At 67.7% G+C, this 23,787-nt stretch carries 24 protein-coding genes and 1 riboswitch; of the genes, 10 read left to right on the top strand and 14 right to left on the bottom strand.

Going from position 1 to position 23,787, the window contains the following annotated elements; all coding sequences use genetic code 11:
* Window positions 1-46 precede the first annotated feature (46 nt).
* Both QO015_RS19565 and QO015_RS19560 read left to right on the top strand, forming a co-directional pair.
* Window positions 47-727 (top strand): HAD family hydrolase, encoded by a 681-nt coding sequence (locus tag QO015_RS19565; protein WP_266283720.1) that lies wholly within the window; start codon window positions 47-49, stop codon window positions 725-727.
* Window positions 728-740: 13 nt separating this feature from the next.
* Window positions 741-1,175, top strand: a complete 435-nt coding sequence (locus QO015_RS19560; protein ID WP_266283719.1) for a DUF1284 domain-containing protein — start codon at window positions 741-743, stop codon at window positions 1,173-1,175.
* A gap of 3 nt (window positions 1,176-1,178) precedes the next feature.
* Here QO015_RS19560 and gcvPB read toward each other — a convergent pair whose 3' ends face one another.
* The 5 genes from gcvPB to QO015_RS19535 all read right to left on the bottom strand — a co-directional run bounded on the left by gcvPB (window position 1,179) and on the right by QO015_RS19535 (window position 6,969).
* On the bottom strand, window positions 1,179-2,750 hold the full coding sequence (gene gcvPB / locus QO015_RS19555) for an aminomethyl-transferring glycine dehydrogenase subunit GcvPB (RefSeq protein ID WP_266283717.1): 1,572 nt from the start codon (window positions 2,748-2,750) through the stop codon (window positions 1,179-1,181).
* Window positions 2,751-2,805: 55 nt separating this feature from the next.
* Window positions 2,806-4,146: an aminomethyl-transferring glycine dehydrogenase subunit GcvPA gene (gcvPA, locus tag QO015_RS19550; protein WP_266283716.1), complete on the bottom strand. Its 1,341-nt coding sequence runs from the start codon at window positions 4,144-4,146 to the stop codon at window positions 2,806-2,808.
* Between the two features lie 43 nt (window positions 4,147-4,189).
* A complete protein-coding gene (gene gcvH, locus QO015_RS19545; protein ID WP_266283714.1) occupies window positions 4,190-4,561 on the bottom strand; it encodes a glycine cleavage system protein GcvH in 372 nt (123 codons plus the stop codon).
* Between the two features lie 76 nt (window positions 4,562-4,637).
* Window positions 4,638-5,813 carry a glycine cleavage system aminomethyltransferase GcvT gene (gene gcvT, locus QO015_RS19540; RefSeq protein WP_266283712.1) on the bottom strand — a complete coding sequence of 392 codons (1,176 nt, stop codon included), beginning with the start codon at window positions 5,811-5,813 and terminating at the stop codon, window positions 4,638-4,640.
* A gap of 168 nt (window positions 5,814-5,981) precedes the next feature.
* Window positions 5,982-6,078, bottom strand: a riboswitch (glycine riboswitch).
* 150 nt (window positions 6,079-6,228) lie between these two features.
* Window positions 6,229-6,969 (bottom strand): hypothetical protein, encoded by a 741-nt coding sequence (locus QO015_RS19535; RefSeq protein ID WP_266283710.1) that lies wholly within the window; start codon window positions 6,967-6,969, stop codon window positions 6,229-6,231.
* Window positions 6,970-7,169: 200 nt separating this feature from the next.
* Here QO015_RS19535 and thrC point away from each other — a divergent pair, with 200 nt between their 5' ends.
* The 7 genes from thrC to rnhA all read left to right on the top strand — a co-directional run bounded on the left by thrC (window position 7,170) and on the right by rnhA (window position 15,979).
* On the top strand, window positions 7,170-8,582 hold the full coding sequence (gene thrC / locus QO015_RS19530; protein ID WP_266283877.1) for a threonine synthase: 1,413 nt from the start codon (window positions 7,170-7,172) through the stop codon (window positions 8,580-8,582).
* A gap of 37 nt (window positions 8,583-8,619) precedes the next feature.
* On the top strand, window positions 8,620-9,894 hold the full coding sequence (locus tag QO015_RS19525) for a M16 family metallopeptidase (protein ID WP_266283708.1): 1,275 nt from the start codon (window positions 8,620-8,622) through the stop codon (window positions 9,892-9,894).
* Between the two features lie 8 nt (window positions 9,895-9,902).
* Complete coding sequence (locus tag QO015_RS19520; protein ID WP_266283706.1) at window positions 9,903-10,490, top strand: GNAT family N-acetyltransferase; 588 nt, start codon at window positions 9,903-9,905, stop codon at window positions 10,488-10,490.
* An 82-nt stretch (window positions 10,491-10,572) separates the two neighbouring features.
* A complete protein-coding gene (locus QO015_RS19515) occupies window positions 10,573-13,461 on the top strand; it encodes an EAL domain-containing protein (RefSeq protein WP_266283704.1) in 2,889 nt (962 codons plus the stop codon).
* 108 nt (window positions 13,462-13,569) lie between these two features.
* A complete protein-coding gene (ispH, locus tag QO015_RS19510) occupies window positions 13,570-14,538 on the top strand; it encodes a 4-hydroxy-3-methylbut-2-enyl diphosphate reductase (protein WP_266283703.1) in 969 nt (322 codons plus the stop codon).
* Between the two features lie 8 nt (window positions 14,539-14,546).
* Window positions 14,547-15,512, top strand: a complete 966-nt coding sequence (locus QO015_RS19505) for a homoserine kinase (protein WP_266283702.1) — start codon at window positions 14,547-14,549, stop codon at window positions 15,510-15,512.
* A complete protein-coding gene (gene rnhA, locus QO015_RS19500) occupies window positions 15,509-15,979 on the top strand; it encodes a ribonuclease HI (protein ID WP_266283701.1) in 471 nt (156 codons plus the stop codon). The genes QO015_RS19505 and rnhA overlap by 4 nt, the downstream gene beginning before the upstream one ends.
* Before the next feature lie 3 nt (window positions 15,980-15,982).
* Here rnhA and QO015_RS19495 read toward each other — a convergent pair whose 3' ends face one another.
* Together QO015_RS19495 and QO015_RS19490 are read right to left on the bottom strand one after the other, a co-directional pair.
* Complete coding sequence (locus QO015_RS19495; RefSeq protein ID WP_266283700.1) at window positions 15,983-16,465, bottom strand: peroxiredoxin; 483 nt, start codon at window positions 16,463-16,465, stop codon at window positions 15,983-15,985.
* An 80-nt stretch (window positions 16,466-16,545) separates the two neighbouring features.
* Window positions 16,546-17,397: a protein-disulfide reductase DsbD domain-containing protein gene (locus QO015_RS19490; protein WP_266283699.1), complete on the bottom strand. Its 852-nt coding sequence runs from the start codon at window positions 17,395-17,397 to the stop codon at window positions 16,546-16,548.
* 170 nt (window positions 17,398-17,567) lie between these two features.
* Here QO015_RS19490 and QO015_RS19485 point away from each other — a divergent pair, with 170 nt between their 5' ends.
* Window positions 17,568-18,161 (top strand): YqgE/AlgH family protein, encoded by a 594-nt coding sequence (locus tag QO015_RS19485; RefSeq protein ID WP_266283697.1) that lies wholly within the window; start codon window positions 17,568-17,570, stop codon window positions 18,159-18,161.
* On the opposite strand, the gene QO015_RS19480 is transcribed toward QO015_RS19485, so the two are convergent.
* The 7 genes from QO015_RS19480 to ctaD all read right to left on the bottom strand — a co-directional run bounded on the left by QO015_RS19480 (window position 18,152) and on the right by ctaD (window position 23,750).
* Entirely contained in the window at window positions 18,152-18,931 is a 780-nt protein-coding gene (locus tag QO015_RS19480) for an SURF1 family protein (RefSeq protein ID WP_266283695.1), read from the bottom strand. The two genes, QO015_RS19485 and QO015_RS19480, sit on opposite strands and share 10 nt — an antisense overlap.
* Before the next feature lie 45 nt (window positions 18,932-18,976).
* Window positions 18,977-19,384, bottom strand: coding sequence for a DUF983 domain-containing protein (locus QO015_RS19475; RefSeq protein ID WP_266283693.1), 408 nt, complete (start codon window positions 19,382-19,384; stop codon window positions 18,977-18,979).
* 61 nt (window positions 19,385-19,445) lie between these two features.
* Window positions 19,446-20,285, bottom strand: a complete 840-nt coding sequence (locus QO015_RS19470) for a cytochrome c oxidase subunit 3 (RefSeq protein WP_266283692.1) — start codon at window positions 20,283-20,285, stop codon at window positions 19,446-19,448.
* A gap of 18 nt (window positions 20,286-20,303) precedes the next feature.
* Complete coding sequence (locus QO015_RS19465; protein ID WP_266283691.1) at window positions 20,304-20,948, bottom strand: cytochrome c oxidase assembly protein; 645 nt, start codon at window positions 20,946-20,948, stop codon at window positions 20,304-20,306.
* Window positions 20,949-20,950: 2 nt separating this feature from the next.
* Window positions 20,951-21,142: a cytochrome c oxidase system small membrane protein gene (locus QO015_RS19460; RefSeq protein ID WP_266283690.1), complete on the bottom strand. Its 192-nt coding sequence runs from the start codon at window positions 21,140-21,142 to the stop codon at window positions 20,951-20,953.
* Complete coding sequence (locus QO015_RS19455) at window positions 21,136-22,068, bottom strand: heme o synthase (protein WP_266283688.1); 933 nt, start codon at window positions 22,066-22,068, stop codon at window positions 21,136-21,138. The genes QO015_RS19460 and QO015_RS19455 overlap by 7 nt, the downstream gene beginning before the upstream one ends.
* Before the next feature lie 62 nt (window positions 22,069-22,130).
* Window positions 22,131-23,750 carry a cytochrome c oxidase subunit I gene (gene ctaD, locus QO015_RS19450; RefSeq protein WP_266283687.1) on the bottom strand — a complete coding sequence of 540 codons (1,620 nt, stop codon included), beginning with the start codon at window positions 23,748-23,750 and terminating at the stop codon, window positions 22,131-22,133.
* Window positions 23,751-23,787: the final 37 nt, after the last annotated feature.

Genomic DNA, 23,787 nt, shown 5'->3' with positions numbered 1-23,787 from the left:
TCCGATCTGTTAGGACGCGGCCGCAACAATCAGGAACTTTCTTCCCATGCTCGTCATCTTCGACTGCGACGGCGTCCTCGTCGATTCCGAGATCCTTGCCTCGCGCGTCGACAGCGAGCGGCTCAAGGAGATCGGCTATGAGATCTCGGTCGACGAGATGTCGCATCGCTTCGCGGGCCTGACCTGGGACCGGATCGCCAAGATCATCGAATCCGAGCTCGGCCGCCCGCTCCCCGAGGGCTTCCACAAGCAGACCGATGCGGAGCTCGACCGTCGCCTCGCCGACGAACTCGACATCATCCCCGGCGTCCACGACATGCTGGACCGCCTCGACTACCAGCGCTGCATCTGCTCGAACTCCTCGCCGGAGCGCCTCAAGATCTCGCTGACCCGCACCAAGCTCTATGACCGCTTCCGGCCTTACGTCTTCTCAGCGGTGGCGATCGGCAACAAGCGGCCGAAACCGGCGCCCGACGTGTTCCTGCACGCCGCGAACGAGTTCGACGCCGATCCGCGCGACTGCGTGGTGATCGAGGATTCGACCCATGGCGTGCATGGCGCCAAGGCGGCGGGGATGCGCGTCATCGGCTTCATCGGCGGCTCGCATTCGTGGCCCGGCCATGCCGACCAGCTCACCGCTGCCGGCGCCGAGACCGTGATTCGCCGCATGGCCGACCTGCCGGCCACCGTCGCCGCCTTCGCGGCCTGGTCAGGCCTCGACGAGTGAGGCGGCGCGCCAGGTGACGGTGGAACTCCGGCCGCATCACCTGCTCTGCATGTTGACCTATGTCGGCAAGGGCTACAGCGCGGCGTTTTGCGACAATTACGAAGCCGTGCTGGCACGCCTCGCCGCCGGCGAGGAAATTCTCCTCGTCGACGGGCCTGACACTGTCTGCGCGCCCGCCCTTCTGCTTCCCGATTCCCACTGCCGCAACGAAAGCGTCACCACGCGCGATGCCGCCGCCGCGGCGGCCGTGTCGGCGCTTCTCGGCATCGATCTCGGGACCGGAAGCCGCTTCTCGCTGCACGATGACCGGGTTTCGGCGATGCGCGCGGCCTTCGCGGCCGGAACCAGCCGCGCCGCCTGCGCCGACTGCCAGTGGCAGGCGCTGTGCGACACGGTCGCCGGCAGCGGCTTCAGGGGCGCGCGGCTCAGGACGGGCCGCGCGGTCTGAGACTCACTCGGCCGCCTGCTCGAAGGGAGCCGGCCGCTCATAGGTGAGCTTCGGCTGGCGCGCGGCGCGCGTCTCGTCGAGCCTCCGCCTCGGCGCGAAGCGCGGCGCCTCGCGGAAGCGGGCAACATCGCCCGCCTTCGCCTTCATGACGAGATCGCGCAGCGTGGCGACGAAGAGATCGAGCGAAGCCTTCGATTCCGATTCCGTCGGCTCGATCAGCATCGCGCCATGCACCACGAGCGGAAAATACATCGTCATCGGATGATAGCCCTCGTCGATCATCGCCTTGGCGAAATCGAGCGTCGTGACCCCGGTGCCATCGAGGAAGCCGTCGTCGAACAGCACCTCGTGCATGCAGGTGCGGTCGCCCGATGGTTGGGTCATCACGTCGCGTAGGCCGGCGCGCACGTAGTTGGCGTTGAGCACCGCATCCTCGGATGCCTGGCGAAGGCCGTTGCCGCCATGCGAGAGCATGTAGGCGAGTGCGCGGACGAACATGCCCATCTGCCCGTGGAAGGCGACCATGCGGCCGAACGGCGTCTCGCCCGCCTGAAGCTCCGCCTTGTCCTCGACCAGCACCGGCCCCTCGGCTTCGATCCGCACGAAGGGCAGCGGCGCGAAGGCGGCGAGGCGGCTCGAGAACACCACCGGCCCTGCCCCCGGCCCGCCGCCGCCATGCGGCGTCGAGAAGGTCTTGTGCAGGTTGATATGCATGGCGTCGACGCCAAGCTCGCCGACCTTGGCCTTGCCGACGATGGCGTTGAAGTTGGCGCCGTCGCAGTAGAAATAGGCGCCCGCCGCATGCACCGCCGCGGCGATCGCCACCACGTCGCGCTCGAAGAGGCCACAGGTGTTCGGGTTGGTCAGCATGATCGCCGCCACCTGGGGCGAAAGCAGTGCCTTCACCGCCTCGGGATCGACGGTGCCGTCGGCGCGCGCGGGGACCGTGACGACCTTGAAGCCGAGCAGCGCCGCCGTTGCCGGATTGGTGCCATGCGCCGATTCCGGCACCAGAACGATGTCGCGCGGCTCGCCGCGGGCCTCGATCGCGGCCTTGATCGCCATCATGCCGCAGAGTTCGCCATGCGCGCCGGCCTTCGGCGACAGCGCGACGCTGGTCATGCCGGTCATCTCGATCAGCCAGCGGCCGAGCTCGGCCATCAGCTCCACCGCGCCGGGCACGGTCGAGAGCGGCTGCAGCGGATGGATGTCGGCGAAGCCCGGAAGCCGCGCGGCCTTCTCGTTGAGGCGCGGGTTGTGCTTCATCGTGCAGGAACCGAGCGGATAGAGCCCGCTGTCGATGGCATAGTTCTTCTGCGAAAGCCGCACATAGTGGCGCACGGCCTCGGGTTCCGAGAGCCCCGGCAGGTCGAGCGGCAGCCTGCGCTGAAGCTTGCCGAGCCGCGGCGTGAAGGCCTCCGGCTCGTCGAGATCGACGCCCGTCGTCCCATGCCGCCCGATCTCGAAGATGAGCGCCTCTTCCTGCTGCAGCGCGCGATTGCCGGTAAACGTGTCGATCGCGCTCACGGAGGCCTCGCCGGCGGCAGTGGGCCGGCCCTCTCTGTTCATGGTCATTGGCAGGTTCCGCCGGTGAGAATTTCAGGCGTCGGTGACGTGCGTGTCATGGCCATCACAGCACCTTCTGCAGCGCCGCCGCGAAGGCGATGCGGTCGTCGACCGTGTTCACCTCGGTGGAGGCGACGATGAGGAGATCGGCGAGGTCGGGGCGCCCCGGTTCGAGTCGCGATACTGGAACGCCGCCGAGGATGCCCTTTGCCGCCAGCGCCTCGACCACACCCGCAGCGTCACGCGGCAGGCGGATCGTGAACTCGTTGAAGAAGCTCTCGTTGAGCAGCGAGACGCCCGGCACCTCGACGAGCATTTCGGCGAGTTCGACCGCGTTGGCGTGATTGATGCGTGCGAGCCGCGCGAGGCCCGTTTCGCCGAGCAGCGTCATGTGGATGGTGAAGGCGAGCGCGCAGAGGCCTGAATTGGTGCAGATATTCGAGGTCGCCTTGTCGCGGCGGATATGCTGCTCGCGCGTCGAGAGCGTCAGCACGAAGCCGCGCCGCCCCTCCGCATCCACCGTCTCGCCGCAGAGCCGGCCGGGCATCTGGCGGACATGCTTCATCCGCGCCGCGAAAAGCCCGACATAAGGACCGCCGAAGGTCAGCGGATTGCCGATCGACTGGCCCTCGCCGACCACGATGTCGGCGCCCTGCGCGCCCGGCGGCTCGACGAGCCCGAGCGAGACCGCCTCGGTGAAGACGGCGACGAGCAGCGCACCGACCTGATGCGCCTTCTCGGCAATCGGTGCGAGGTCGATCAGGTGGCCATAGACGGACGGGGACTGCACGACGACGCAGGACGTCTCGGCGTCGATCCGCGACAGGATGTCCTCGGTGCCGAGCGGATCGGCGTCGAGCGCATCGACGGTATCGGACGCCATGGCCGAGGTCGTCGCGACCACGGCACGGTAATGCGGATGCAGCCCGCCGGAGAGCACGGCCTTCTGCCGCCGCGTCACGCGATGGGCCATCAGCACCGCCTCGGCCGTCGCGGTCGAGCCGTCATACATGGAGGCATTGGCGACCTCCATGCCGGTCAGATGCGCGACCTGGGTCTGGAATTCGAAGAGATATTGCAGCGTGCCCTGCGTGATCTCGGGCTGGTAGGGCGTGTAGGAGGTGAGGAACTCGGAACGCTGGATGAGGTGATCGACGCTCGCCGGCACATGGTGCCGATAGGCCCCGGCGCCGACAAAGAACGGCACCGAACCGGCCGGCACGTTACGGGCAGCCATCCGTCCGAGCGTGCGCTCGACGGACAATTCGCCAGCGGCCTTGGGGAGATCGAGGCCATGCACCCTGAGATTGGCCGGGATGTCGAGGAAGAGATCGTCGATCGAGCCGACGCCGATGGCGGCGAGCATGGCCTGCCGGTCCGCCTCGGAATGGGGAAGATAGCGCATCGCGCACCCTTTGATTGACGGCGAACCGAACTCGCCCGTGCGGTCAGAGCGTCTCGAGGTAGTTCCGGTAGGTGCTCTCGTCCATGAGGCCGGAGAGCTCGCCCTTGTCGGCGACGACGAGGCGCAGGAACCAGCCGGCGCCCTCGGCCGCCTCGTTGATCGCGGCGGGCTGGTCGACCAGCCCGGCGTTGATGCCCTCGACGGTGCCGGAAATCGGCGCGAACACCTCGCTCGCCGCCTTGACCGATTCGACCACCGCCGCCTCGTCGCCCTTCTTCAGTTCCTTGCCGATCTCGGGAAGCTCGACATAGACCACGTCGCCGAGTTGCGACTGCGCGTAGTCGGTGATGCCGACGGTCGCGATGTCGCCGTCGATGCGGACCCATTCGTGGTCCTTGGTGAAATAGGTCGCCATGGCGGCTGGTCCTCTGGTTCTTGTCGGTCGGAAGGCGTGTTCGGAACGAAGTCTTGGTTCAGGACGAAGTCTTGGTTCAGGACGAAGTCTTGCGGAAATAGCGATGCGGCACGAAGGGCAGCGGCACGACCCGCGCAGCAAGATCCTTGCCGCGGACCGAGAGGGTCAGCGGCGTGCCCGCCTCCGAGGCGTCGGCAGCCACATAGCCCATCGCGACCGGCCCGCCGGCGGTCGGTCCGAACCCGCCCGAGGTGACGAGGCCGACCAGCGTTCCCGACGCGTCGCGGATCTCGGTGCCCTCGCGCGCCGGAGCCCGGCCGTCCGGCTGGATGCCGACCCGAAGTCGCGCCGGCCCGTCCGCGAATTCGGCAAGGATGCGGCCGGCACCGGGGAATCCGCCCTCGGCGCGCCGCCGCTTCGGGACCGCGAAGCCGAGATCGGCCTCCGCCGGCGAGGTCGCCTCGTCGATATCGTGGCCATAGAGGCAGAGGCCGGCCTCGAGGCGCAGCGAATCGCGCGCGCCGAGCCCGATCGGCTTGACCTCCTCCTCGTCGAGCAGTGCCCGCGCGACGGCCTCGGCCTCGGCGGCCGCGACGGAAATCTCGTAGCCGTCCTCGCCGGTGTAGCCGGAGCGGCTGATCGCAACCGGAATGCCGTCGAAGGCCGTGTCGGCCGCCGTCATGAAGCCCATCGTCTCCGCACCGGGCACATGACGCGCGAGCACGGCCGCCGCCAGCGGCCCCTGCAGTGCGAGAAGAGCCCGGTCCTCGACAGGGCGAAGGGTCACGCCGTCGGGAAGGTTCGCCGCGATGTGGGCGTAGTCGATCGCCTTGCGCGCGGCGTTGACGACGAGGAACAGCGTCCCGTCCGCGTCCGCCCCGGCCGGGCGCGTGACCATGAGATCGTCGATGATGCCGCCCTCGGCGGTCGTCAGCAGCGTGTAGCGGATGCGGCCGGGCGCGAGATTGAGGAAATCGCCCGGCGTCAGTGCCTCCAGCGCCCGCGCCGTCGTCGCATGGTCGGGCCCCTCCAGGAAGGCCTGCCCCATATGGGAAACGTCGAAGAGGCCGGCACTCTCGCGCGTCCAGTTGTGCTCGGCGAGGATGCCGGCCGGATACTGGACCGGCATCGCATAGCCTGCGAAAGGCACCATGCGGGCGCCGAGCGCGCGATGCAGCGTCGCCAGCGGCGTTTCGAGGAGGGAATCGGCAGCAGCGGAGTTTTGGGCTTCAGACTCTCGGGCGTCGGCCATGAAGGCTCCTCGGACGGGGTTCCAATGCGCGGCCTGTCCGAAAGACGGACTGTCCGCGCCCCCTCTGTCCGAGAACCTGAGAGATTTCCCTTCCCTGCCTTGCGGCCGGGAAGGCTGCTCCTTCGGTGAGCCCCGCCTTTGCGAAGACGGGTCTGCTTTCCAGAGCGTCGCCGACCGTCCGGTCCTTGAGCCTGAGAGTTTCCGGGGCGGTTGCTCCTTCGGCGCCGGCGGGGCGAACCCCACCAGTCTCTCCCGGCGGTCGTGGGAACGATGCCTTTCGGCCTCATTCCGGCCGGATCGCGACGACAACCCGGCCGAGACGGAAGTGTAGAGAGCGCCGCGCCCTAGTCAAGGAAGACCGGCGTGGCCGCCATGGGCGAAGCGCCGCAGCGGCGGCGCAAGCAGCTGCCCTGCCTCAGCCGGTCGGCGCGCCGCGCCGCGCGGCCTTCGGCGCCGGGCCTTCGTCGAAGCCGACATAGATCTTGTAGTCGGAATTGCCGGGCGCGATCGGCAGCGTGATCGTCTGGTCGATCTTGGTGAAATCGCCCGCGAGATTGGGCGCGGCCAGCGTCACCTGGATCTTGTAGAGCTGCGAGGAGATCATCTTGTCGGTGCCCTGCACCGCGGCAATGCGCAGCGGCACGGTCACCGGGCCCGCCTTGCCGGCCGGCCCCGCGACGACGCGGCCGATGACGCCCACCTTGACGGCGACCTCACCATTGGCGGCCCTGGTGCATTCGCGGGCGGTCTTGACGATGGAGGCGATGAAGGTGACGGGCGGCCCGGCGCCAGTCACCGGATCGGGCTTGGCGCCAGCCTGATAGGCGGTCATCTGCTCGGTGCCGGGCCGGATCGCCACCGGCGGGCAGAGCTTGAAGGTCGCCTGATAATCGTTGGGATCGAGCACCACCGCCCCGGCCATGCCGGCGCTCGGACCGCCGAACAGTGCATTGGCAACCGGATTGGTGCCGCCCGTGGCGGTGGTCGGGACCGCGGCCGATCCATCGGCCGCTGTGCCGACCGGCACCGGCGCGGATGCGCTTTGCGAGCCGCCGCCGAAGCTGTTGCACCCGGCGAGCGTGGCGGCCAGGAGGATCGCCGTGGCGGGCAGCGCGGAGCGGACGGGGCGCGAAGCGCGGACAGACGATGACTGCATTGCCAGATATTCCTCGACGCTGAAGCGCGACCTCTATAACAGTCGCTTCCGTCTTTGGCGACTTAGTGACCGAAACGATCCGCGCCGCCCTTCGCGGCGCTCCGCTCCGGCCCGACGAGCTTGCCGCCTTCGCCGGCCGGCGATAGGGTGCGGCTTCGGCCGCCGGGACGGAAGGCGGTCCGGTGGAGGTATCGAGTTCCGTGAAATATGTGAGCACGCGCGGCACCGCGCCCCAGCTCGGATTCTGCGACGTCCTGCTCGCCGGCCTCGCACGCGACGGTGGCCTTTATGTCCCCGAGACGTGGCCCGCCTTCTCGCCCGAGACGCTGGCCCGGCTTGCCGGCCGCCCTTATGACGAAGTCGCCTTCGCGGTCATCCGCCCCTTTGTCGGCGGCGAGATCGGCGATGCCCTCCTCGCCCGGCTCTGCCGCGAGGCCTACGCGACCTTCCGCCATCCCGCCGTGACGCCGCTGGTGCAGACGGGACCGAATGCCTTCCTGCTGGAGCTCTTCCACGGTCCGACGCTCGCCTTCAAGGACGTCGCGATGCAGCTGCTCGCGCGGCTGATGGACCATGTCCTCGCCTCGCGCGGCCTGCGCGCCACCATCGTCGGCGCCACGTCGGGCGATACGGGTGGTGCCGCGATCGAGGCCTTCCGCGGCCGCACCGCGACCGACATCTTCATCCTGTTCCCCAAGGGCCGCGTCTCTCCCGTCCAGCAGCGCCAGATGACGACGGCGCGCGAGGCGAACGTTCATGCCGTGGCGATCGAGGGCTCGTTCGACGACTGCCAGGCGATCGTCAAGCAGCTGTTCAACGATCTGAAATTCCGCGACCGCGTCGCGCTTTCCGGTGTCAACTCGATCAACTGGGGCCGCATCGTCGCGCAGGTCGTCTATTACGTGACCTCCGCGCTGGCGCTGGGCGCGCCCTGGCGTCCCGTCTCCTTCACCGTCCCGACCGGCAATTTCGGGGATGTCTTCGCGGGCTATGTCGCGAAGCGCATCGGCGTGCCGATCGAACGGCTGGTGATCGCCACCAACGCGAATGACATTCTCGCCCGCACGCTCGAAAGCGGACGCTACGAGAAGAGCGGCGTCGTGCCGACCCAGTCGCCCTCGATGGATATCGAGGTGTCGTCCAATTTCGAGCGGCTCCTCTACGAGGCTGCCGGGCGCGACGACGCGGTGGTGCGCCAGCTGATGGGCGGGCTCGCCCAGTCCGGCGCCTTCACGGTGCCGGGCCCGGCTCTCGAGGCGATCCGCTCGGAATTCGCCGCCGGCCGCGCCGGTGAGGACGATACCGCCGCCACGATGCGCTCCACGCTCGCCGCCACCGGCTATCTGGCCGATCCGCACACCGCCGTGGCGCTTTCGGTCGCGGCGCGCATGGATGTCTCGGCGGCGCCGATGGTGACGCTTGCGACGGCCCATCCGGCCAAGTTCCCGGCCGCGGTCGAGGCCGCGACCGGCGTCAGGCCCGCCCTGCCCTCCTGGCTCGGCGATCTCATGGAGCGGGAGGAACGCTTCGCCGTCCTCCCCAATGACAGCGCCGCCGTCGCCCGTTTCGTCGAGGAACGGGCGCGGGCGGTCGCGGAAAGGGCAGCAACATGATCGATCCGAGCCGGGCGATCCGTCCAAAGGGGCGCCCATGAGCGTCGAGGTGACGAGACTGCCCTCCGGCCTCACGATCGCGAGCCACGGCATGGACCATCTCGAGAGCGCCGCGCTCGGCGTCTGGGTCGGCGCCGGCTCCCGCCTCGAAAGCCCTTCCGAACACGGCATCTCCCATCTCCTGGAGCATATGGCCTTCAAGGGCACGGCCCGCCGCTCCGCGACCGACATCGCCGAGGAGATCGAGGCGGTCGGCGGCGAGGTGAACGCCGCGACCAGCGTCGAGACGACCTCCTACTACGCCCGCATCCTCAAGCCCGATGCCGAGCTTGCGGTCGACATCCTCTCCGACATCCTGTGCAATTCGGCCTTCGACGCAAACGAGCTCGAACGCGAGCAGCATGTCATCGTGCAGGAGATCGGTGCCTCGCTCGACACCCCCGAGGATCGGGTGTTCGATTTCCTGATCGAAGGCGCTTTTCCCGGCCAGCCGCTCGGCCGCACCATTCTGGGGACTGAGGAAACGGTGCGCCGCACGCGCCCGCATCACCTTTCGTCCTATCTCGAGCGCAACTATCACGGCCCCTCGATGGTGCTTTCCGCGGCCGGCGCGGTGGATCACGACCGCCTGGTGCGCCTCGCCGAGGACCGCTTCGCCGCCCTGCCGACCACGCCGCTCGCCGAGCCGGAAACGGCGCGCTATGTCGGCGGCGACATGCGCGAGCGGCGCAAGCTCATGGAAGCGCAGATCCTGCTCGGCTTCGAGGGCCTGCCCTACGCCTCCGAGGACTTCCATGCCGTGCAGATCCTCGCCTCGCTGCTCGGCGGCGGGATGTCCTCGCGGCTCTTCCAGGAGGTCCGGGAGAAGCGCGGCCTCTGCTATTCGATCTACTCGTTCCACTGGAGCTTCGCCGATACCGGCCTTTTCGGCATCCATGCGGCGACGGGTGCAGAGGATATCGACGAGCTGATGCCGGTGCTGACGGGCGAGCTCGAGCGGGCCAGCCTCGACATTTCCGAGGCCGAGGTCGCCCGCGCCAAGGCGCAGATGCGCGCCAGCCTGCTGATGAGCCTCGAAAGCCCGGCGGCCCGCGCCGGTCAGCTCGCCCGCCAGGTGCTCCTCTTCGGCCGCACGATCCCGGTGGACGAGCTGGTGGCCCGGATCGACGCCGTCGACGTCATGCGGCTGCGCGAACTTGCCGGCCGCATCTTCACCGGGTCCACGCCGACGCTCGCCGCCATCGGGCCGATCGAGCGTCTGGCGCATCGCGACCGGATTGCCGAACGCCTGGGGTCGCCTGTCGCGGCATAGGAGCCGGAATGGAATTTCTGCGCTCGGTCGTTCCGTTCCAGCCGACCCCGGTGATCTCGACCGAGACGGTCACGCTCCGAAGCCCCTCCATGGGCGACTATCAGCCATGGAGCGAGCTGCGCGGCGCGAGCCGCGGTTTCCTGACGCCCTGGGAGCCGGTCTGGCCGGTCGACGATCTGACGCGGCCCGCCTTCCGGCGGCGGCTGCGCCGCTACCAGCGCGAGATCCAGGAAGCGACCGGCTATCCCTTTCTGGTCTTCCGCACGGCCGACATGGCGCTCGTCGGCGGGTTGACGCTGTCCCATGTCGTGCGCGGCGTCACGCAGTCCTGCTCGCTCGGATACTGGATGGGAGAGCGCTTCGCCGGACGCGGCTTCATGACGGCGGCGGTCAGGGCCGTCATTCCCTTCGTCTTCGACACCCTGAGGCTGCACCGGCTGGAAGCGGCATGCCTGCCGCACAACGCCGCCTCGATCCGCCTTCTCGAAAAAGCCGGATTCACGCGCGAGGGCTACGCCCGTCGCTATCTCAATATCGACGGCCGCTGGCAGGACCATCTGCTGTTCGCCATCGTCAGCGACGATCCGCGCCCTTGAGGACAGCGCCGGCGCTCGGCCAAAAACCCTTGGACGGACCAGCCTCGGGATAGTACTTCTCGACGGCCTGCAGGAGGTGTGTTTGTCGGTTAACCGTATCGTCGCAGCGATCGGGCTGGTGGTGTTCTTGATCGCCGGGGCGGTTCTGCCCGCCCATGCGCTCGACGCCCTCACCGTGCCGCTCGACGGGAAGACCCTCGATCTCACCACGGCCATCGACTATGCCTCGCGCGAGCCTTCGGACCGCGTGCAGGTATCGACGGCGCCCGGCGCCGACGGCATCGTGCGCCGTATCGAGGTCCGCTCCAACGAAAACGGCGGCAACTCCTTCTGGGCCTATTTCGCGCTGGCCAACAATGGCGACGAGCAGATCGACCGTCTGCTGGTGGCGCCGCATTTCCGTCTCGTGAATTCCGGCCTGCTGATCCCCGACCTCGGCGCCTCGCGCATCGCGCAGGTGACGCCGAGCCAGGGTTTCCCGCCGGAGCGCCAGCCGAGCCAGGAAGCGGACATCTTCCGCATCACGCTCGATCCGGGCGCGGTGGTGACCTTCGTCGCCGAGCTTCGCACGCCGAACCTGCCGCAGCTCTATCTGTGGGATCCCGACGCCTACAAGGATTCCATCAATTCCTTCACCCTCTATCACGGCATCGTTCTGGGGATTTCGGGCCTGCTGGCCCTCTTCCTCACCATCGTGTTCGTGGTGAAGGGCACGGCGATGTTCCCGGCGACGGCGGCGCTCGCCTGGTCCGTGCTCATCTATCTCTGCATCGATTTCGGCTTCTGGAACAAGGTGATCCAGATCGCGCCGGGCGACGACAAGATGTGGCGCGCCGGCGCCGAGGTGTTGCTCTCGGCAACGCTGCTGATCTTCACCTTCGCCTATCTCAACCTCAACCGATGGCATGTGCGCTACAGCCACGCCGTGATCGCCTGGCTTGTCGGCCTCATGTTCCTGCTCGGCGTCGCCGTCTTCGAGCCGGGCATCGCCTCGGGCGTTGCGCGCATCTCGCTCGGCGCGACCGTCGCGGTCGGCTTCATCGTCATCGTCTATCTGTCGCTGCACCACTACGACCGCGCCATCATGCTGATCCCCACCTGGGTGCTGCTGATGGTCTGGGTGTTCGGCGCCTATCTCACCATCACCGGCGCGCTCGCCAACGACGTGATCCAGCCGGCGCTGAATGGCGGGCTGGTACTCATCGTTCTGCTGATCGGCGTCACGGTCATGCAGCACGCCTTCGCCGGCGGCACTGTCGTGCAAGGCGCCATCGGCGAGACCGAGCGCCGCGCCCTTGCCCTGGTCGGAGCCGGCGACATCGTCTGGGACTGGGACGTCGCGCGCGACCGCATCCTGACCGGCGTCGACGCCGAAGACCTGCTCGGCCTCAAGCACGGCACGCTCGAGGGCCCGGCGCGCGACTGGCTCGACGTCCTGCATCCCGCCGATCGCGACCGCTTCAAGGCGACGCTCGACGCGGTGATCGAACAGCGGCGGGGCCGCATCGCGCAGGATTTCCGCCTCCGCGCCGAAGACGGCCATTATCGCTGGTTCCATCTGCGGGCGCGTCCGGTCATCGGCTCCGATGGCGAGGTCACGCGCTGCGTCGGCACCATGAGCGACGTCACCGAGGAGCGCACCGCCGAGGAGCGGCTGCTGCACGATTCCGTCTTCGACAACCTGACCGGTCTCGCCAACCGCGCTCTGTTCATGGACCGGCTCGCCGCCGCGCTCGTCCGTGCCGAGGTCGAGGAAGCGGCGGAGCCGTCCGTCTTCGTGCTCGATATCGACCGCTTCAAGCATGTGAACGACAGCTTCGGCATCTCGGTCGGCGACTCGATCCTGCTCACCGTCGCGCGCCGGCTGTCGCGCCTCCTGAAACCGCAGGATACGCTGGCTCGCCTCTCGGGCGATCAGTTCGGCTTCCTGCTGCTTTCGGAGGGTGAGCCCGAGCGCATCGCCGGCTTCGCCGATTCCGTCCGCCGCGCGCTGCGCGCGCCGATCTCCTTCGGCGACAAGGAGATCTTCCTCACCGCCTCGCTCGGCATCGCAATGCACGACGCCGAGCGGCGCGATCCCCTCGAAATGTTCCGCGACGCCGAGATCGCCATGTATGCGGCCAAGCGGCTGGGCGGCGATCGCATCGAGGCCTTCCGTCCCGCGCTGCGCCAGAACGGCGGTGATGCGCTGACGCTGGAGGCGGATCTGCGCCGCGCCATCGGCCGCGAGGAGATCAAGATCCTCTACAAGCCGATCGTGCGCCTGGAGGACCGGACCGTCGGCGGCTTCGAAGCCGAGATGCGCTGGGACCATCCCAAGCTCGGCCGCGTGCCGGCGAGCGAGTTCCTTTCCCTGGCCGAGCGCAACGGGCTGATGATGCCGCTCGGCCTCTTCCTGCTCGACAAGGCGGCACGCCAGCTTTCCGAGTGGCAGGAACAGCTTGGCCCGCATGTCCCGCTCTTCGTGGCGGTCAACATGTCGAGCCGCCATTTGCTGCGCCACGATCTCATCAACGACGTGAAGTCGGTGCTCTCGCGCGCGGCCGTTCAGCGCGGCACGCTGAAGCTCGAATTCGCCGAGAGCCTCGTGATGGAGAACCCGGAATATGCGGTGCAGGTTCTCGCCCGCGTCCGCGATCTCGGCGCGGGCCTGACGCTGGACGATTTCGGCACAGGCCATTCCTCGCTGTCCTATCTCCAGCGCCTGCCCTTCGACACGCTGAAGATCGACCAGGGCTTCGTACACGGCCCGACGGCGCGGCAGCGGCGCGTCATCCTGCGCGCCATGGTCGGCCTCGCGCATGACCTGCACATGGACGTGATGGCGGAAGGCGCCGAGAGCGAGGACGACGCGCTCGACCTCTACGATATCGGCTGCGAGTTCGCCGCCGGCCAGCTCTTCGGCCCGGCCATGACCGCGGCCGAAGCCGGCACGCTGCTCTTCCGCGAGGAAGAAGCGATGATCGCGTAGGGGGCCGTCAGCCCACTATGCAGGAGCGGGAATGCGGCGACGGGCCGATGCGGCTTGACAGTCGCGCCCCGCCTCCCTCTATTCCGGGCATCGCCGGACGAGATCCCCATGGCCGAAACCAGCAAGCCTCCGCTCGAAATCCTGCTCTCCGCGCCGCGCGGCTTCTGTGCCGGCGTCGATCGGGCGATCCAGATCGTCGAGCTCGCACTGGAGAAGTTCGGCGCGCCCGTCTATGTGCGCCACGAGATCGTCCATAACCGCTATGTGGTCGACAGCCTCAGGCGGAAAGGCGCCGTCTTCGTCGAGGAACTGGACGAGATCCCCGACGACGGCCAGCCGGTCGTGTTCTCGGCCCATGGCGTGCCGAAGAGCGTTCCCGAGGCGGCGCGCTCGCGGCAGATGTTCTTCCTCGACGCGACCTGCCCGCTGGTTTCCAAGGTGCACAAGGAAGCGCAGATCCATTTCAAGCGCGCCCGCGAGATCGTGCTGATCGGCCATGCCGGCCATCCCGAGGTGATCGGCACCATGGGCCAGCTGCCGCCCGGCGCCGTCTCGCTCATCGAGACCGTCGCCGATGCCGAGGCGTTCCAGCCGCGCGATCCGGAACAGCTCGCCTATATCACGCAGACCACTTTGTCGGTCGACGACACCGCGGCCATCGTCAAGGTGCTGACGGCGCGCTTTCCTGCGATCACCGCGCCGCACAAGGAAGACATCTGCTACGCGACGACCAACCGCCAGGAAGCGGTGAAGCGGATCGCGGCCTCGGTCGATGCGATGATCGTGGTCGGCGCGCCGAATTCGTCCAACTCGCAGCGTCTGCGCGAGGTCGCCGAGCGCGAAGGCTGCCCCGTCTCCGTGCTCATCCAGCGCGCCGCCGAGATCGACTGGACCGTGCTCGGCACCCTCCGGCGCGTCGGCGTGACGGCCGGCGCCTCGGCGCCGGAAGTGCTGGTCGAGGAGGTGATCGACGCCTTCGCCGCCCGCTATGCCGTGATCGTCGAGGTCGTGCAGACGGCCGAGGAGACGATCGCCTTCAACCTGCCGCGCGAACTGCGCCCCGCCGCCGCTGCCTGACCGGAATCATGGCCGTCTACACAGAGATCTCCGACGACGAGATCGACCGCTTCGTCGCGAGCTACGACATCGGCACGGTGGTGTCGCTGAAGGGCATCGCCGAGGGCGTCGAGAACTCGAACTTCCTCCTCGTGACCGAGAAGGGTCCGCATATCCTCACGCTCTACGAAAAGCGGGTGGATCCGAACGACCTCCCCTTCTTCATCGGACTGATGGAGCATCTCGCGCGGCGCGGCCTCACCTGCCCGCAGCCGGTGCGCAACCGCGCCGGCGAGGCGCTCGGCGAGGTCTCGGGCCGTCCTGCCGCGATCGTCACCTTCCTGGACGGCATGTGGATCCGCCGGCCGCGCGTCGAGCATTGCGCAGCCGTCGGCGCCGCCCTGGCCGATCTCCACATCGCGGGCGAGGGCTTTTCGCTCACCCGCCGCAATGCGCTGTCGGTGCCGGGCTGGCGGCCGCTCTTCGAGCGGTCGAGAGAGCGGGCCGAGACCGTGACGCCCGGCCTCGTCGCGCTCATCGCCGACGAACTCGACATCCTCGAGAAGAGCTGGCCGACCGACCTGCCCGCCGGCGTCATCCATGCCGACCTCTTCCCGGACAATGTCTTCTTCCTGCGCGGGAAGCTCTCGGGCCTGATCGACTTCTATTTCGCCTGCAACGACTTCTTCGCCTATGACGTGGCGATCTGCCTCAACGCCTGGTGCTTCGAGGCGGACGGCGCGCTGAACGTCACCAAGGCACGCGCCCTTCTCGGCGCCTATGAGAAGACACGCCCCTTCTCCACGGCCGAACGCGCGGCGCTGCCGCTGCTCGCCCGCGGCTCGGCGCTGCGCTTCCTGCTGACGCGGCTCTATGACTGGCTCAACGTCCCGCCCGGCGCGCTCGTCGCGCCGAAGGATCCGCTCGAATATCTGAAGAAGCTCCGCTTCCACCAGTCGGTCGCCGATGTCCGCGCCTATGGGATCGAACCATGACCGACGAACAACGTGTCCAGATCTGGACGGACGGCGCCTGTTCCGGCAATCCCGGACCCGGCGGCTGGGGCGCAGTGCTGCTCTACAACGGCACGGAGAAGGAACTCTCCGGCGGCGCCGCCGAAACGACGAACAACCGCATGGAGCTGACGGCCGCCATCGAGGCACTGAACGCGTTGAAACGCCCCTGCGCCATCGATCTCCACACCGATTCCCAATATGTGAAGGGCGGCATCACCGGCTGGATCTTCGGCTGGAAGAAGAACGGCTGGAAGACGGCCGACAGGAAGCCGGTCAAGAATGTCGACCTCTGGCAGCAGCTCGACGCCGCGCTGCAGCGTCACGACGTGAAGTGGCACTGGGTGCGCGGCCATGCCGGCAACGAGGCGAACGAGAAGGCCGACCTCCTCGCCCGCCAGGGCATGGCACCCTACAAGCCGCAGCGCCGCAGCGCTGCCGCCCCCTGACGCTCAGAGCAGCCCGAGGATCGCCGCGGCGCCCGAGACGCTGACGCCCGGCGCCTCCTCGATATTCAGCGCCTTCACGACACCGTCCTCGACGATCATCGCATAGCGCTTCGAGCGGACGCCGAGGCCGGCGGCGCCGAGATCGATGTCGAGCCCGACCGCCTTGGTGAACAGTCCCGCGCCATCGGCAAGGAAGAGGATCTTGCCGTCCGCGCCGGTCGCCTTCTCCCAGGCGCCCATCACATGGTGGTCGTTGACGGCGACGACCGCGATCTCGTCGACGCCCTTGTCGCGGATGGCGTCCGCCTGCTCCAGATAGCCCGGAAGGTGATTGGCGTGGCAGGTCGGCGTGAAGGCGCCGGGGACGGCGAAGAGCACGACCTTGCGGCCCGCGAAGATGTCGGCCGTCGATTTCTCGACGACGCCGTCGGCGGTCTTGATGCGGAAAACGGCGTCGGGAAGGCGCTCGCCAACCGAGATCGTCATGCTTGGCTCCTGGTTTGGGAATCTCTCGTGCTGAGACCGGCGAGCCTAGAGACTTTCAGGGCTGGCCGGAAGGTGGCGGCTCATTCGGCGAGCGGCGTTGCGGTGCCGTCTGCGCCGAGCCTGAAGGCGCGCGTCGCTGCCTCTCCCGCCGAGGTCATGGTGAGCCGAAGCACGGCGCCGTCGAGCGGCGTCGTCGCCGTCTTGCGGTCGACCGCGATCCTGTAGCGCGCCGGGCCGGCGCTGGCCGTCTCGGCCTCGGGCGGCGCCGGATACCAGTCCGGCGGCATCTCGACAAAGAGGGCGGTGGCGGCCGGATCCGGCGTCGCGACCTCGACCTCGAACTCCGGCGCCTTGTCGCTGCCGCCGACCCGCCGGAGCGTCGTCACCTCGAAGGCGCCGGCTCGTCCCGGCCCCGGCAGCGCCGCGTGCGCTGCGGTGATCGCCGCCATCGCGCCATCATCGGGCGCGCCGGGCGCAACATCGAGGGTGGCGGCGAGATCGATCGGCACGCAGACATCGGCGCAAATGCCGAGATTGGCCGTGAGCTCGAGCCGCACCGGCTTCGACGGATCGCTGTCGGCGAAGCTGACCGGCAGCACGACGCGGTCGTGATAGACATTCGAGACCGAGAAGCCGTCGTCGCTGCGCTCCGGAGCCGGAAAGGCGACAGACGCCCCTCCGGCATTCCTAGATCCCGAGAAGTCGAAGCGGGGCGGGATGCCGGCGTCGCCCGGCGTCCGCCAATAGGTCTTCCAGCCGGGATCGAGCACGATCTCGATCGCCGCCTGCAGCGGCGCGCCGGGCGCGGGCTGCGCCGCCAGGAGGCGGATGGCGACGTGATCGGTCGATGCCCAGTCGCCGCTCGCCGCATGTCCGGCGACGGGCTGGAGGACCAGGATCGAGCAGGCGATGATGGAACGGAGCGGCGTCACGGCGATTTCGAAGTGCGGGACGGAGACTGCGCTGCTCTAGCCCTCCGCGCACCGCCGCGCCAGCCGTCGGTCATCACGTCTTGGTGCGCCGCTGCGAACTGGCGAGAGGGTGGCGCGCTTTCAATTTGACCTCGGGGTGCTAGAGTCGAACCATGGTGAGGAACAACCGCATGGATGATCGCGAGCAGGGCTATCTCGACGGACAATTCCTCGTCGCCATGCCCGGCATGCTCGACGAGCGCTTCGCCCGGTCGGTGATCTATCTCTGCGCTCACTCGGAAGAAGGCGCGATGGGGATCGTCGTCAATCAGGCGGTTCCGCAGATCCGCTTCTCCGAACTGCTGGTCCAGCTTGATATCATCCCCGAAGGGCCCGAGATCCGCCTGCCGCGAGCGGCGAGCCGGATGATCGTCCAGCGCGGCGGGCCGGTCGAGACCGGGCGCGGCTTCGTCCTGCACAGCGCCGACTATTTCGCCGACAACTCGACCCTCCCCATCGACGAGAACATCTGCCTGACGGCGACGCTCGACGTGTTGAAGGCCATCGCCTCGGGCTCGGGACCGGAAAGCGCCATGCTGGCGCTCGGCTATGCCGGCTGGGGAGCGGGCCAGCTCGAGGAAGAGATCCAGGCGAATGGCTGGCTGTCGCTGAAGGGCGATGCCGACCTCATCTTCGACACCGATCTCGACGGCAAATATGCCCGCGCGCTGGCGTTGATCGGCGTCGATCCGGCAATGCTCTCCGGCGAAGCCGGTCACGCCTGAGGCGGGCCGCGGCGCAACACGCCGCGGGCATAGACGAAGAAAACCGCGAGCAGTGCCAGCGCCAGCCCGTACCACGTGCCGACATATTGCAGGTGGTTGTTGGGGAAATTGACCAGCGTCTCCCCGCCTTGCGGCAGGCCGCCGGGATTGGGCGTCGCGTCGGCATCGATCGAATAGGGCGCGACCTCGGCGGCCGGCAATCCGGCGGCCCGCGCAAAGAGCGCCGGCTCGCGCGCGAACCACTGGTTGTCGGCGCTCATCCCGTCGGAGAAGACGTGCCACGGACGCTCGGGACGGCGCAGCAGGCCGGTGACCGTCACGTGGCCGGCGGGCTGGCCTTCCATGCGTGTGGCGGCATCGCGGCGATCATCCGGCACGAAGCCGCGATTGACATAGACGATCCAGCCGGGATCGGTGCGCAGCGGCGTGAAGACCTGCCAGCCGACGCCGCCGATCGGCCCCTTGGGCGACATTAGCGTCATGTAGAGCAGCGCTTCGCGATCGTTCAGGAACGTCCCCGAGACGGTGACCGGCGTGTAGTCGGCCTCGGCGAGATCGAGCGTCGGCCAGGCCTCCGGGCCTGGCGCGGATACGGGAGGCGCCTTGAGGCGGCTCTCGACATGCGCGATGAGCGCCTCTTTCCAGTAAAGCCGCTGCAACTGCCAGGTACCGAGCGCAACGAGCACTGCGAAGACGACGAGGGTCGCGATCCCCGGAGCGATCAGGCTCTTGATCGGCAAAGCTGCGCGAGCGGGTCTCGAATCGGTCATGACTCGGTCATCGGCCTTTCCGCCGGCCGCCGCGGCGCGGCGCGGCTACTGGAGCCGACCCTGCTCCGCCTTGGTGCGATACTGGATCGCGATCATCAGCCCCTTCAGCGGCCTGAGCATGCCGAAGGACAGGATGAGGATGAGCGGCACCCAGAGCAGGATGTGCACCCAGAATGGCGGCTGGAACGAGAATTCGACGTAGAGCGCCAGGAAGGCGACGATGAAGCCGACGATCAGGATGACGAAGACGGCGGGACCATCGCCCGAATCGATGAAGGTGTAGTCGAGGCCGCAATTGCTGCAGGAGGGCTGGAGCGCGAGGAAGCCCTTGAAGAGCCTTCCTTCGCCGCAGCGCGGGCATCGGCCGCGCAGGCCCGTCTGGCTCGGGGAAAGCGGCGGATAGAGGGCCCGATCGACATATCCGGTCGGCGCCTCGGTGGCGGGCTCGCTCATGGGAGGCTCCGGAAAGGGATGCGCCGCGAAGCTCGGGGCCCGCGGCGCATCGACAACTGCATCAGGCCGCGTGGATCGGCGCGCCCCAGCCACCCCAGATATAGATGGCGAAGAAGAGGAACAGCCAGACCACGTCGACGAAGTGCCAGTACCAGGCGGCCGCCTCGAAGCCGAAATGCTCCTTCGGCGTGAACTGGCCGGCAAGCGCACGCAGCAGGCAGACGATCAGGAAGATCGTGCCGATGAGGACGTGGAAGCCGTGGAAGCCCGTCGCCATGAAGAAGGTGGCGCCGTAGATGTTGCCGCCGAACGAGAAGGCCGCGTGCGAATACTCGATCGCCTGCACGCAGGAGAAGATGATGCCGAGCACCACCGTGCAGACGAGGCCCCATTTCAGGCCCTCGCGGTCGTTCTCGAGCAGGGCGTGATGCGCCCAGGTGATCGTGGTGCCCGAGGTGAGCAGGATCAGCGTGTTGAGCAGCGGCAGGTGCCAGGGATCGAAGACCTCGATGCCCTTCGGCGGCCAGTGACCGCCGGTGAACTCGACGCGGGCCACCTGCTGCGCCTCGTTGGCAAAGAGGCTGGCATCGAAGAAGGCCCAGAACCAGGCGACGAAGAACATCACCTCGGAGGCGATGAACAGGATCATGCCGTAGCGCAGATGCAGCTGCACGACGCGGGTGTGATGACCCTCCTGACCCTCGCGGATCACGTCGACCCACCACGACGCCATCGTGTAGATGACGACGAGCAGGCCCGGCACGATCCACCACAGCGAAGCGCCATGCATGTAGGAAATGCCGCCGATCGCCATGATCAGGGCACCGACAGAGCCGAGGAAGGGCCAGGGGCTCGGATTGACGAGATGATAGTCGTGATGCTTGGCGTGGGCTTCAGCCATCGAGGTGCTCCCCGGTCCTTATCGCAGCTTGGTTTCCGCCGCGTCAGGCCCGATCGATGCGACTGGCGCAGCCGCGGGCTCCACGCTCGGATAGAAGGTATAGGATAGAGTGATGGTGTCGGTGTAGCGGGACTCGCTGTCGCGGTCCATGGCCGGATCGACGAAGAAGGTCACCGGCATCTCGACCTTCTCGCCGGGCTTCAGCGTCTGCGCGTTGAAGCAGAAACAGGCGATCTTGTTGAAATACTGGCCCGAACGGTCGGGCGCGACATTGAAGCTCGCCGTGCCCGTCGAGGTGACGTCCGTGCGGTTCTCGGCGAGAAAGCTGACATGGGCCACCTCGCCGAGGCGGACCTTCATCTCGCGCTGCAGCGGGCGGAACGCCCAGCCGATGCCGTTGGCGACATTCGCATCGAACCGGACCGTCACGACGCGGTCGAGCACGTCGCCCGGCGCGCTTTCGGCGCGCTGCGTCGTGCCGCCATAGCCGGTCACCTGGCAGAACAGGCGGTACAGCGGCACCGAGGCGAAGGCGGCGCCGAGCATGGCCGCGCCGAACACGACGCAGGCCGCAGCCGTCACGCCGAGCGAACGCTGACGCTTCGCAGCCTTGGTCTCCGCCGTGGCCGCCTTGGTATCGTCGAGGGGAGTCTGGTCGGTCATCGCTAGAGCGTCCTGTCCGCGACATGGCCGCCGAGCTTCACGATCGTCACCGCCCAGAACAGGATGACCAGCGCGCCGAGCGCGAGGCCGATCGCGATCGAGCGCGCGCGGCGGCGGCGGATCTGCTCCGGCGTCAGGCGGACGCCGTCCTCCGCCCCCGGCGAAGGGCCGCTGCGTTCGAGATCGGCTACCATGCCAGCCCCGCGAGCATGGCGAGGCGCTCCACGAGCAGCATCGCGAACAGCATGAAGAGATAGAAGATCGAGAAGGCGAAGAGGCGTTTGGCCGGCACCATGGCGGTGTCGGCGTCGCTCATGCGGAAGACACGGACCGCCATGCCGACGAAGACGAGGCCGAGCATCCCTGCGGCGACGCCATAGGCGAGCGAGGCGAAGCCGAGCACCGCCGGCAGCACGCCGATCGGCGCCAGCAGCACGGAATAGATCAGGATCTGGCGCCGCGTCTCGGCGAGGCCCGAGACGACCGGCAGCATGGGAACGCCGGCCCGCGCATAGTCGTCGGACTTGAACAGCGCCAGCGCCCAGAAATGCGGCGGCGTCCACATGAAGATGATGAGGAAGAGAACGATGCTCTCGAGGCTGACACCGCCCGTGACCGACGCCCAGGCGACGACGGGCGGGAAAGCACCGGCGGCGCCCCCGATGACGATGTTCTGCGGCGTCCAGCGCTTCAGCCACATCGTGTAGATGACGACATAGAAGAAGATCGTGAAGGCGAGCAGTCCGCCGGCGACGGGATTGACCAGCACGCTGAGCACGCCGACCGAGAAGGCCGCGAGCGTCAGACCGAAGGCGAGCGCCTCGCCTTCCGTGACGCGCCCTGCCGGGATCGGCCGGCCGCTCGTGCGGCGCATGACGCGGTCGATATCGGCGTCGTACCACATGTTGAGCGCGCCGGACGCGCCGGCCCCGACGGCGATGCAGATGAGCGCCGCGAGACCGATCACCGGATGGATTCCGCCCGGCGCCAGCACGAGGCCGGTCAGGGCGGTGAACACGACGAGCGACATCACCCGCGGCTTCAGGAGCGCAATATAGTCGCCCGGCCCTGCAAGGCTGAGGGCGGCTTCATCGACCCGGTCGAGTTGAACGTCGGACATCAAACCATGTTCATTGAAAGCAGGAGCCGGGCGGACCCGGCTCCATCGCCTCGTGGATGCGCTCAGTGCTTCACGTCACCGATGCGCGGCAGGACTTCCCACTGGTGGAAGGGCGGCGGCGAGGAAAGCTGCCACTCGAGCGTCGTCGCGCCGGGACCCCAGGGATTGTTGGGCGCCGGGACCTTGCGGCGGAACGCGTCGTACACGCCGTAGAGGAACACGAGCACCGCGAAGGCCGAGATGTAGGAGCCGATCGAGGAGACGAAGTTCCAGCCCCAGAAGGCGTTCGGATAGTCCGCATAGCGGCGCGGCATGCCGTCGAGCCCGAGGAAGTGCTGCGGGAAGAAGACGAGGTTCACGCCGATGAAAGTGATCCAGAAGTGCAGCTTGGCGATCTTCTCGTTGTAGAGATAGCCGAACATCTTCGGGAACCAGTAGTACCAGCCGGCGAAGATCGCAAACACGGCGCCCAGCGACAGCACGTAGTGGAAATGAGCCACCACGAAATAGGTGTCCTGGAAGACGCGGTCGAGACCGGCATTGGCGAGCATGACGCCCGTGACGCCGCCGACGGTGAACAGGAAGATGAAGCCGATCGCCCACAGCATGGGCGCGCGAAACTCGATCGAGCCGCCCCACATCGTGGCGATCCAGGAGAAGATCTTGATGCCCGTCGGTACCGCGATGACCATCGTGGCGGCGACGAAATAGGCCTGCGTCTCGAAGGAGAGGCCGGTCGTGTACATGTGGTGCGCCCACACGACGAAGCCGACGACGCCGATGGCGACCATGGCATAGGCCATGCCGATATAGCCGAAGATCGGCTTCTTCGAGAAGGTCGAGATCACATGGCTGATGATGCCGAAGCCCGGCAGGATCAGGATGTACACCTCGGGATGGCCGAAGAACCAGAACAGGTGCTGGAAGAGGATCGGGTCACCGCCGCCATCGGGCTTGAAGAATGTGGTGCCGAAATTGCGGTCCGTCAGCAGCATGGTGATCGCGCCGGCGAGGACGGGCAGCGACAGCAGCAGCAGGAACGCGGTCACGAGCACCGACCAGGCGAAGAGCGGCATCTTGTGCAGCGTCATGCCCGGGGCGCGCATGTTGAAGATGGTGGTGATGAAGTTGATCGCGCCGAGGATCGACGAGGCGCCCGAGATGTGCAGGGCGAGGATCGCGAAATCCATCGCCGGGCCGGGCTGGCCCTCGGGCCCCGAGCCCGAGAAGGGCGGGTAGATCGTCCAGCCGCCGCCGACGCCGTGCTGTCCGGCCGCGCTCGGCATGAACAGCGAGATGACGAGGAGCAGGATCGAGGGCGGCAGCAGCCAGAACGAGATGTTGTTCATGCGCGGGAACGCCATGTCGGGCGCTCCGATCATGATCGGCACGAACCAGTTGCCGAAGCCGCCGATCATCGCCGGCATGACCATGAAGAAGATCATGATCAGGCCGTGGGCGGTCGTAAAGGTGTTGAAGACATAGGGATTGCCGAAGATCTGCAGGCCGGGATTCTGCAGCTCCATGCGGATGCCGACCGACAGCGCGCCACCGATGATGCCCGACATGATCGCGAAGATCAGGTACATCGTGCCGATGTCTTTGTGGTTGGTCGAATAGACCCAGCGACGCCATCCGGTCGGATGGTGGTCATGCGCAGCCTCGGCGGCATGAGTGGCCATGGCCCTGTCCCTTCCTTGCAAGTCCTCGGCTCCCGGC

Origin of the sequence: Kaistia geumhonensis (assembly GCF_030815145.1) — a bacterium.
In the GTDB taxonomy this organism is placed as follows: Bacteria; Pseudomonadota; Alphaproteobacteria; order Rhizobiales; family Kaistiaceae; genus Kaistia; species Kaistia geumhonensis.
Note: the sequence above shows the minus strand (reverse complement) of the source record. Positions and strands in the feature narration are given on the sequence as shown.

Excerpts from the sequence above, each read along its gene's own strand:
- gcvH (WP_266283714.1), bottom strand. The coding sequence starts at position 4,561 with ATGGCGACCTATTTCACCAAGGACCACGAATGGGTCCGCATCGACGGC.
- ctaD (WP_266283687.1), bottom strand. The coding sequence starts at position 23,750 with ATGGCCACTCATGCCGCCGAGGCTGCGCATGACCACCATCCGACCGGA.
- QO015_RS19475 (WP_266283693.1), bottom strand. The coding sequence starts at position 19,384 with ATGAGCGAGCCCGCCACCGAGGCGCCGACCGGATATGTCGATCGGGCC.
- QO015_RS19505 (WP_266283702.1), top strand. The coding sequence starts at position 14,547 with ATGGCCGTCTACACAGAGATCTCCGACGACGAGATCGACCGCTTCGTC.
- gcvPB (WP_266283717.1), bottom strand. The coding sequence starts at position 2,750 with ATGACCATGAACAGAGAGGGCCGGCCCACTGCCGCCGGCGAGGCCTCC.
- QO015_RS19485 (WP_266283697.1), top strand. The coding sequence starts at position 17,568 with ATGGATGATCGCGAGCAGGGCTATCTCGACGGACAATTCCTCGTCGCC.
- QO015_RS19480 (WP_266283695.1), bottom strand. The coding sequence starts at position 18,931 with ATGACCGATTCGAGACCCGCTCGCGCAGCTTTGCCGATCAAGAGCCTG.
- QO015_RS19565 (WP_266283720.1), top strand. The coding sequence starts at position 47 with ATGCTCGTCATCTTCGACTGCGACGGCGTCCTCGTCGATTCCGAGATC.
- QO015_RS19465 (WP_266283691.1), bottom strand. The coding sequence starts at position 20,948 with ATGACCGACCAGACTCCCCTCGACGATACCAAGGCGGCCACGGCGGAG.
- gcvT (WP_266283712.1), bottom strand. The coding sequence starts at position 5,813 with ATGGCCGACGCCCGAGAGTCTGAAGCCCAAAACTCCGCTGCTGCCGAT.
- QO015_RS19455 (WP_266283688.1), bottom strand. The coding sequence starts at position 22,068 with ATGTCCGACGTTCAACTCGACCGGGTCGATGAAGCCGCCCTCAGCCTT.
- QO015_RS19495 (WP_266283700.1), bottom strand. The coding sequence starts at position 16,465 with ATGACGATCTCGGTTGGCGAGCGCCTTCCCGACGCCGTTTTCCGCATC.
- QO015_RS19535 (WP_266283710.1), bottom strand. The coding sequence starts at position 6,969 with ATGCAGTCATCGTCTGTCCGCGCTTCGCGCCCCGTCCGCTCCGCGCTG.
- QO015_RS19470 (WP_266283692.1), bottom strand. The coding sequence starts at position 20,285 with ATGGCTGAAGCCCACGCCAAGCATCACGACTATCATCTCGTCAATCCG.
- rnhA (WP_266283701.1), top strand. The coding sequence starts at position 15,509 with ATGACCGACGAACAACGTGTCCAGATCTGGACGGACGGCGCCTGTTCC.
- QO015_RS19525 (WP_266283708.1), top strand. The coding sequence starts at position 8,620 with ATGAGCGTCGAGGTGACGAGACTGCCCTCCGGCCTCACGATCGCGAGC.
- QO015_RS19460 (WP_266283690.1), bottom strand. The coding sequence starts at position 21,142 with ATGGTAGCCGATCTCGAACGCAGCGGCCCTTCGCCGGGGGCGGAGGAC.
- ispH (WP_266283703.1), top strand. The coding sequence starts at position 13,570 with ATGGCCGAAACCAGCAAGCCTCCGCTCGAAATCCTGCTCTCCGCGCCG.
- QO015_RS19520 (WP_266283706.1), top strand. The coding sequence starts at position 9,903 with ATGGAATTTCTGCGCTCGGTCGTTCCGTTCCAGCCGACCCCGGTGATC.
- gcvPA (WP_266283716.1), bottom strand. The coding sequence starts at position 4,146 with ATGCGCTATCTTCCCCATTCCGAGGCGGACCGGCAGGCCATGCTCGCC.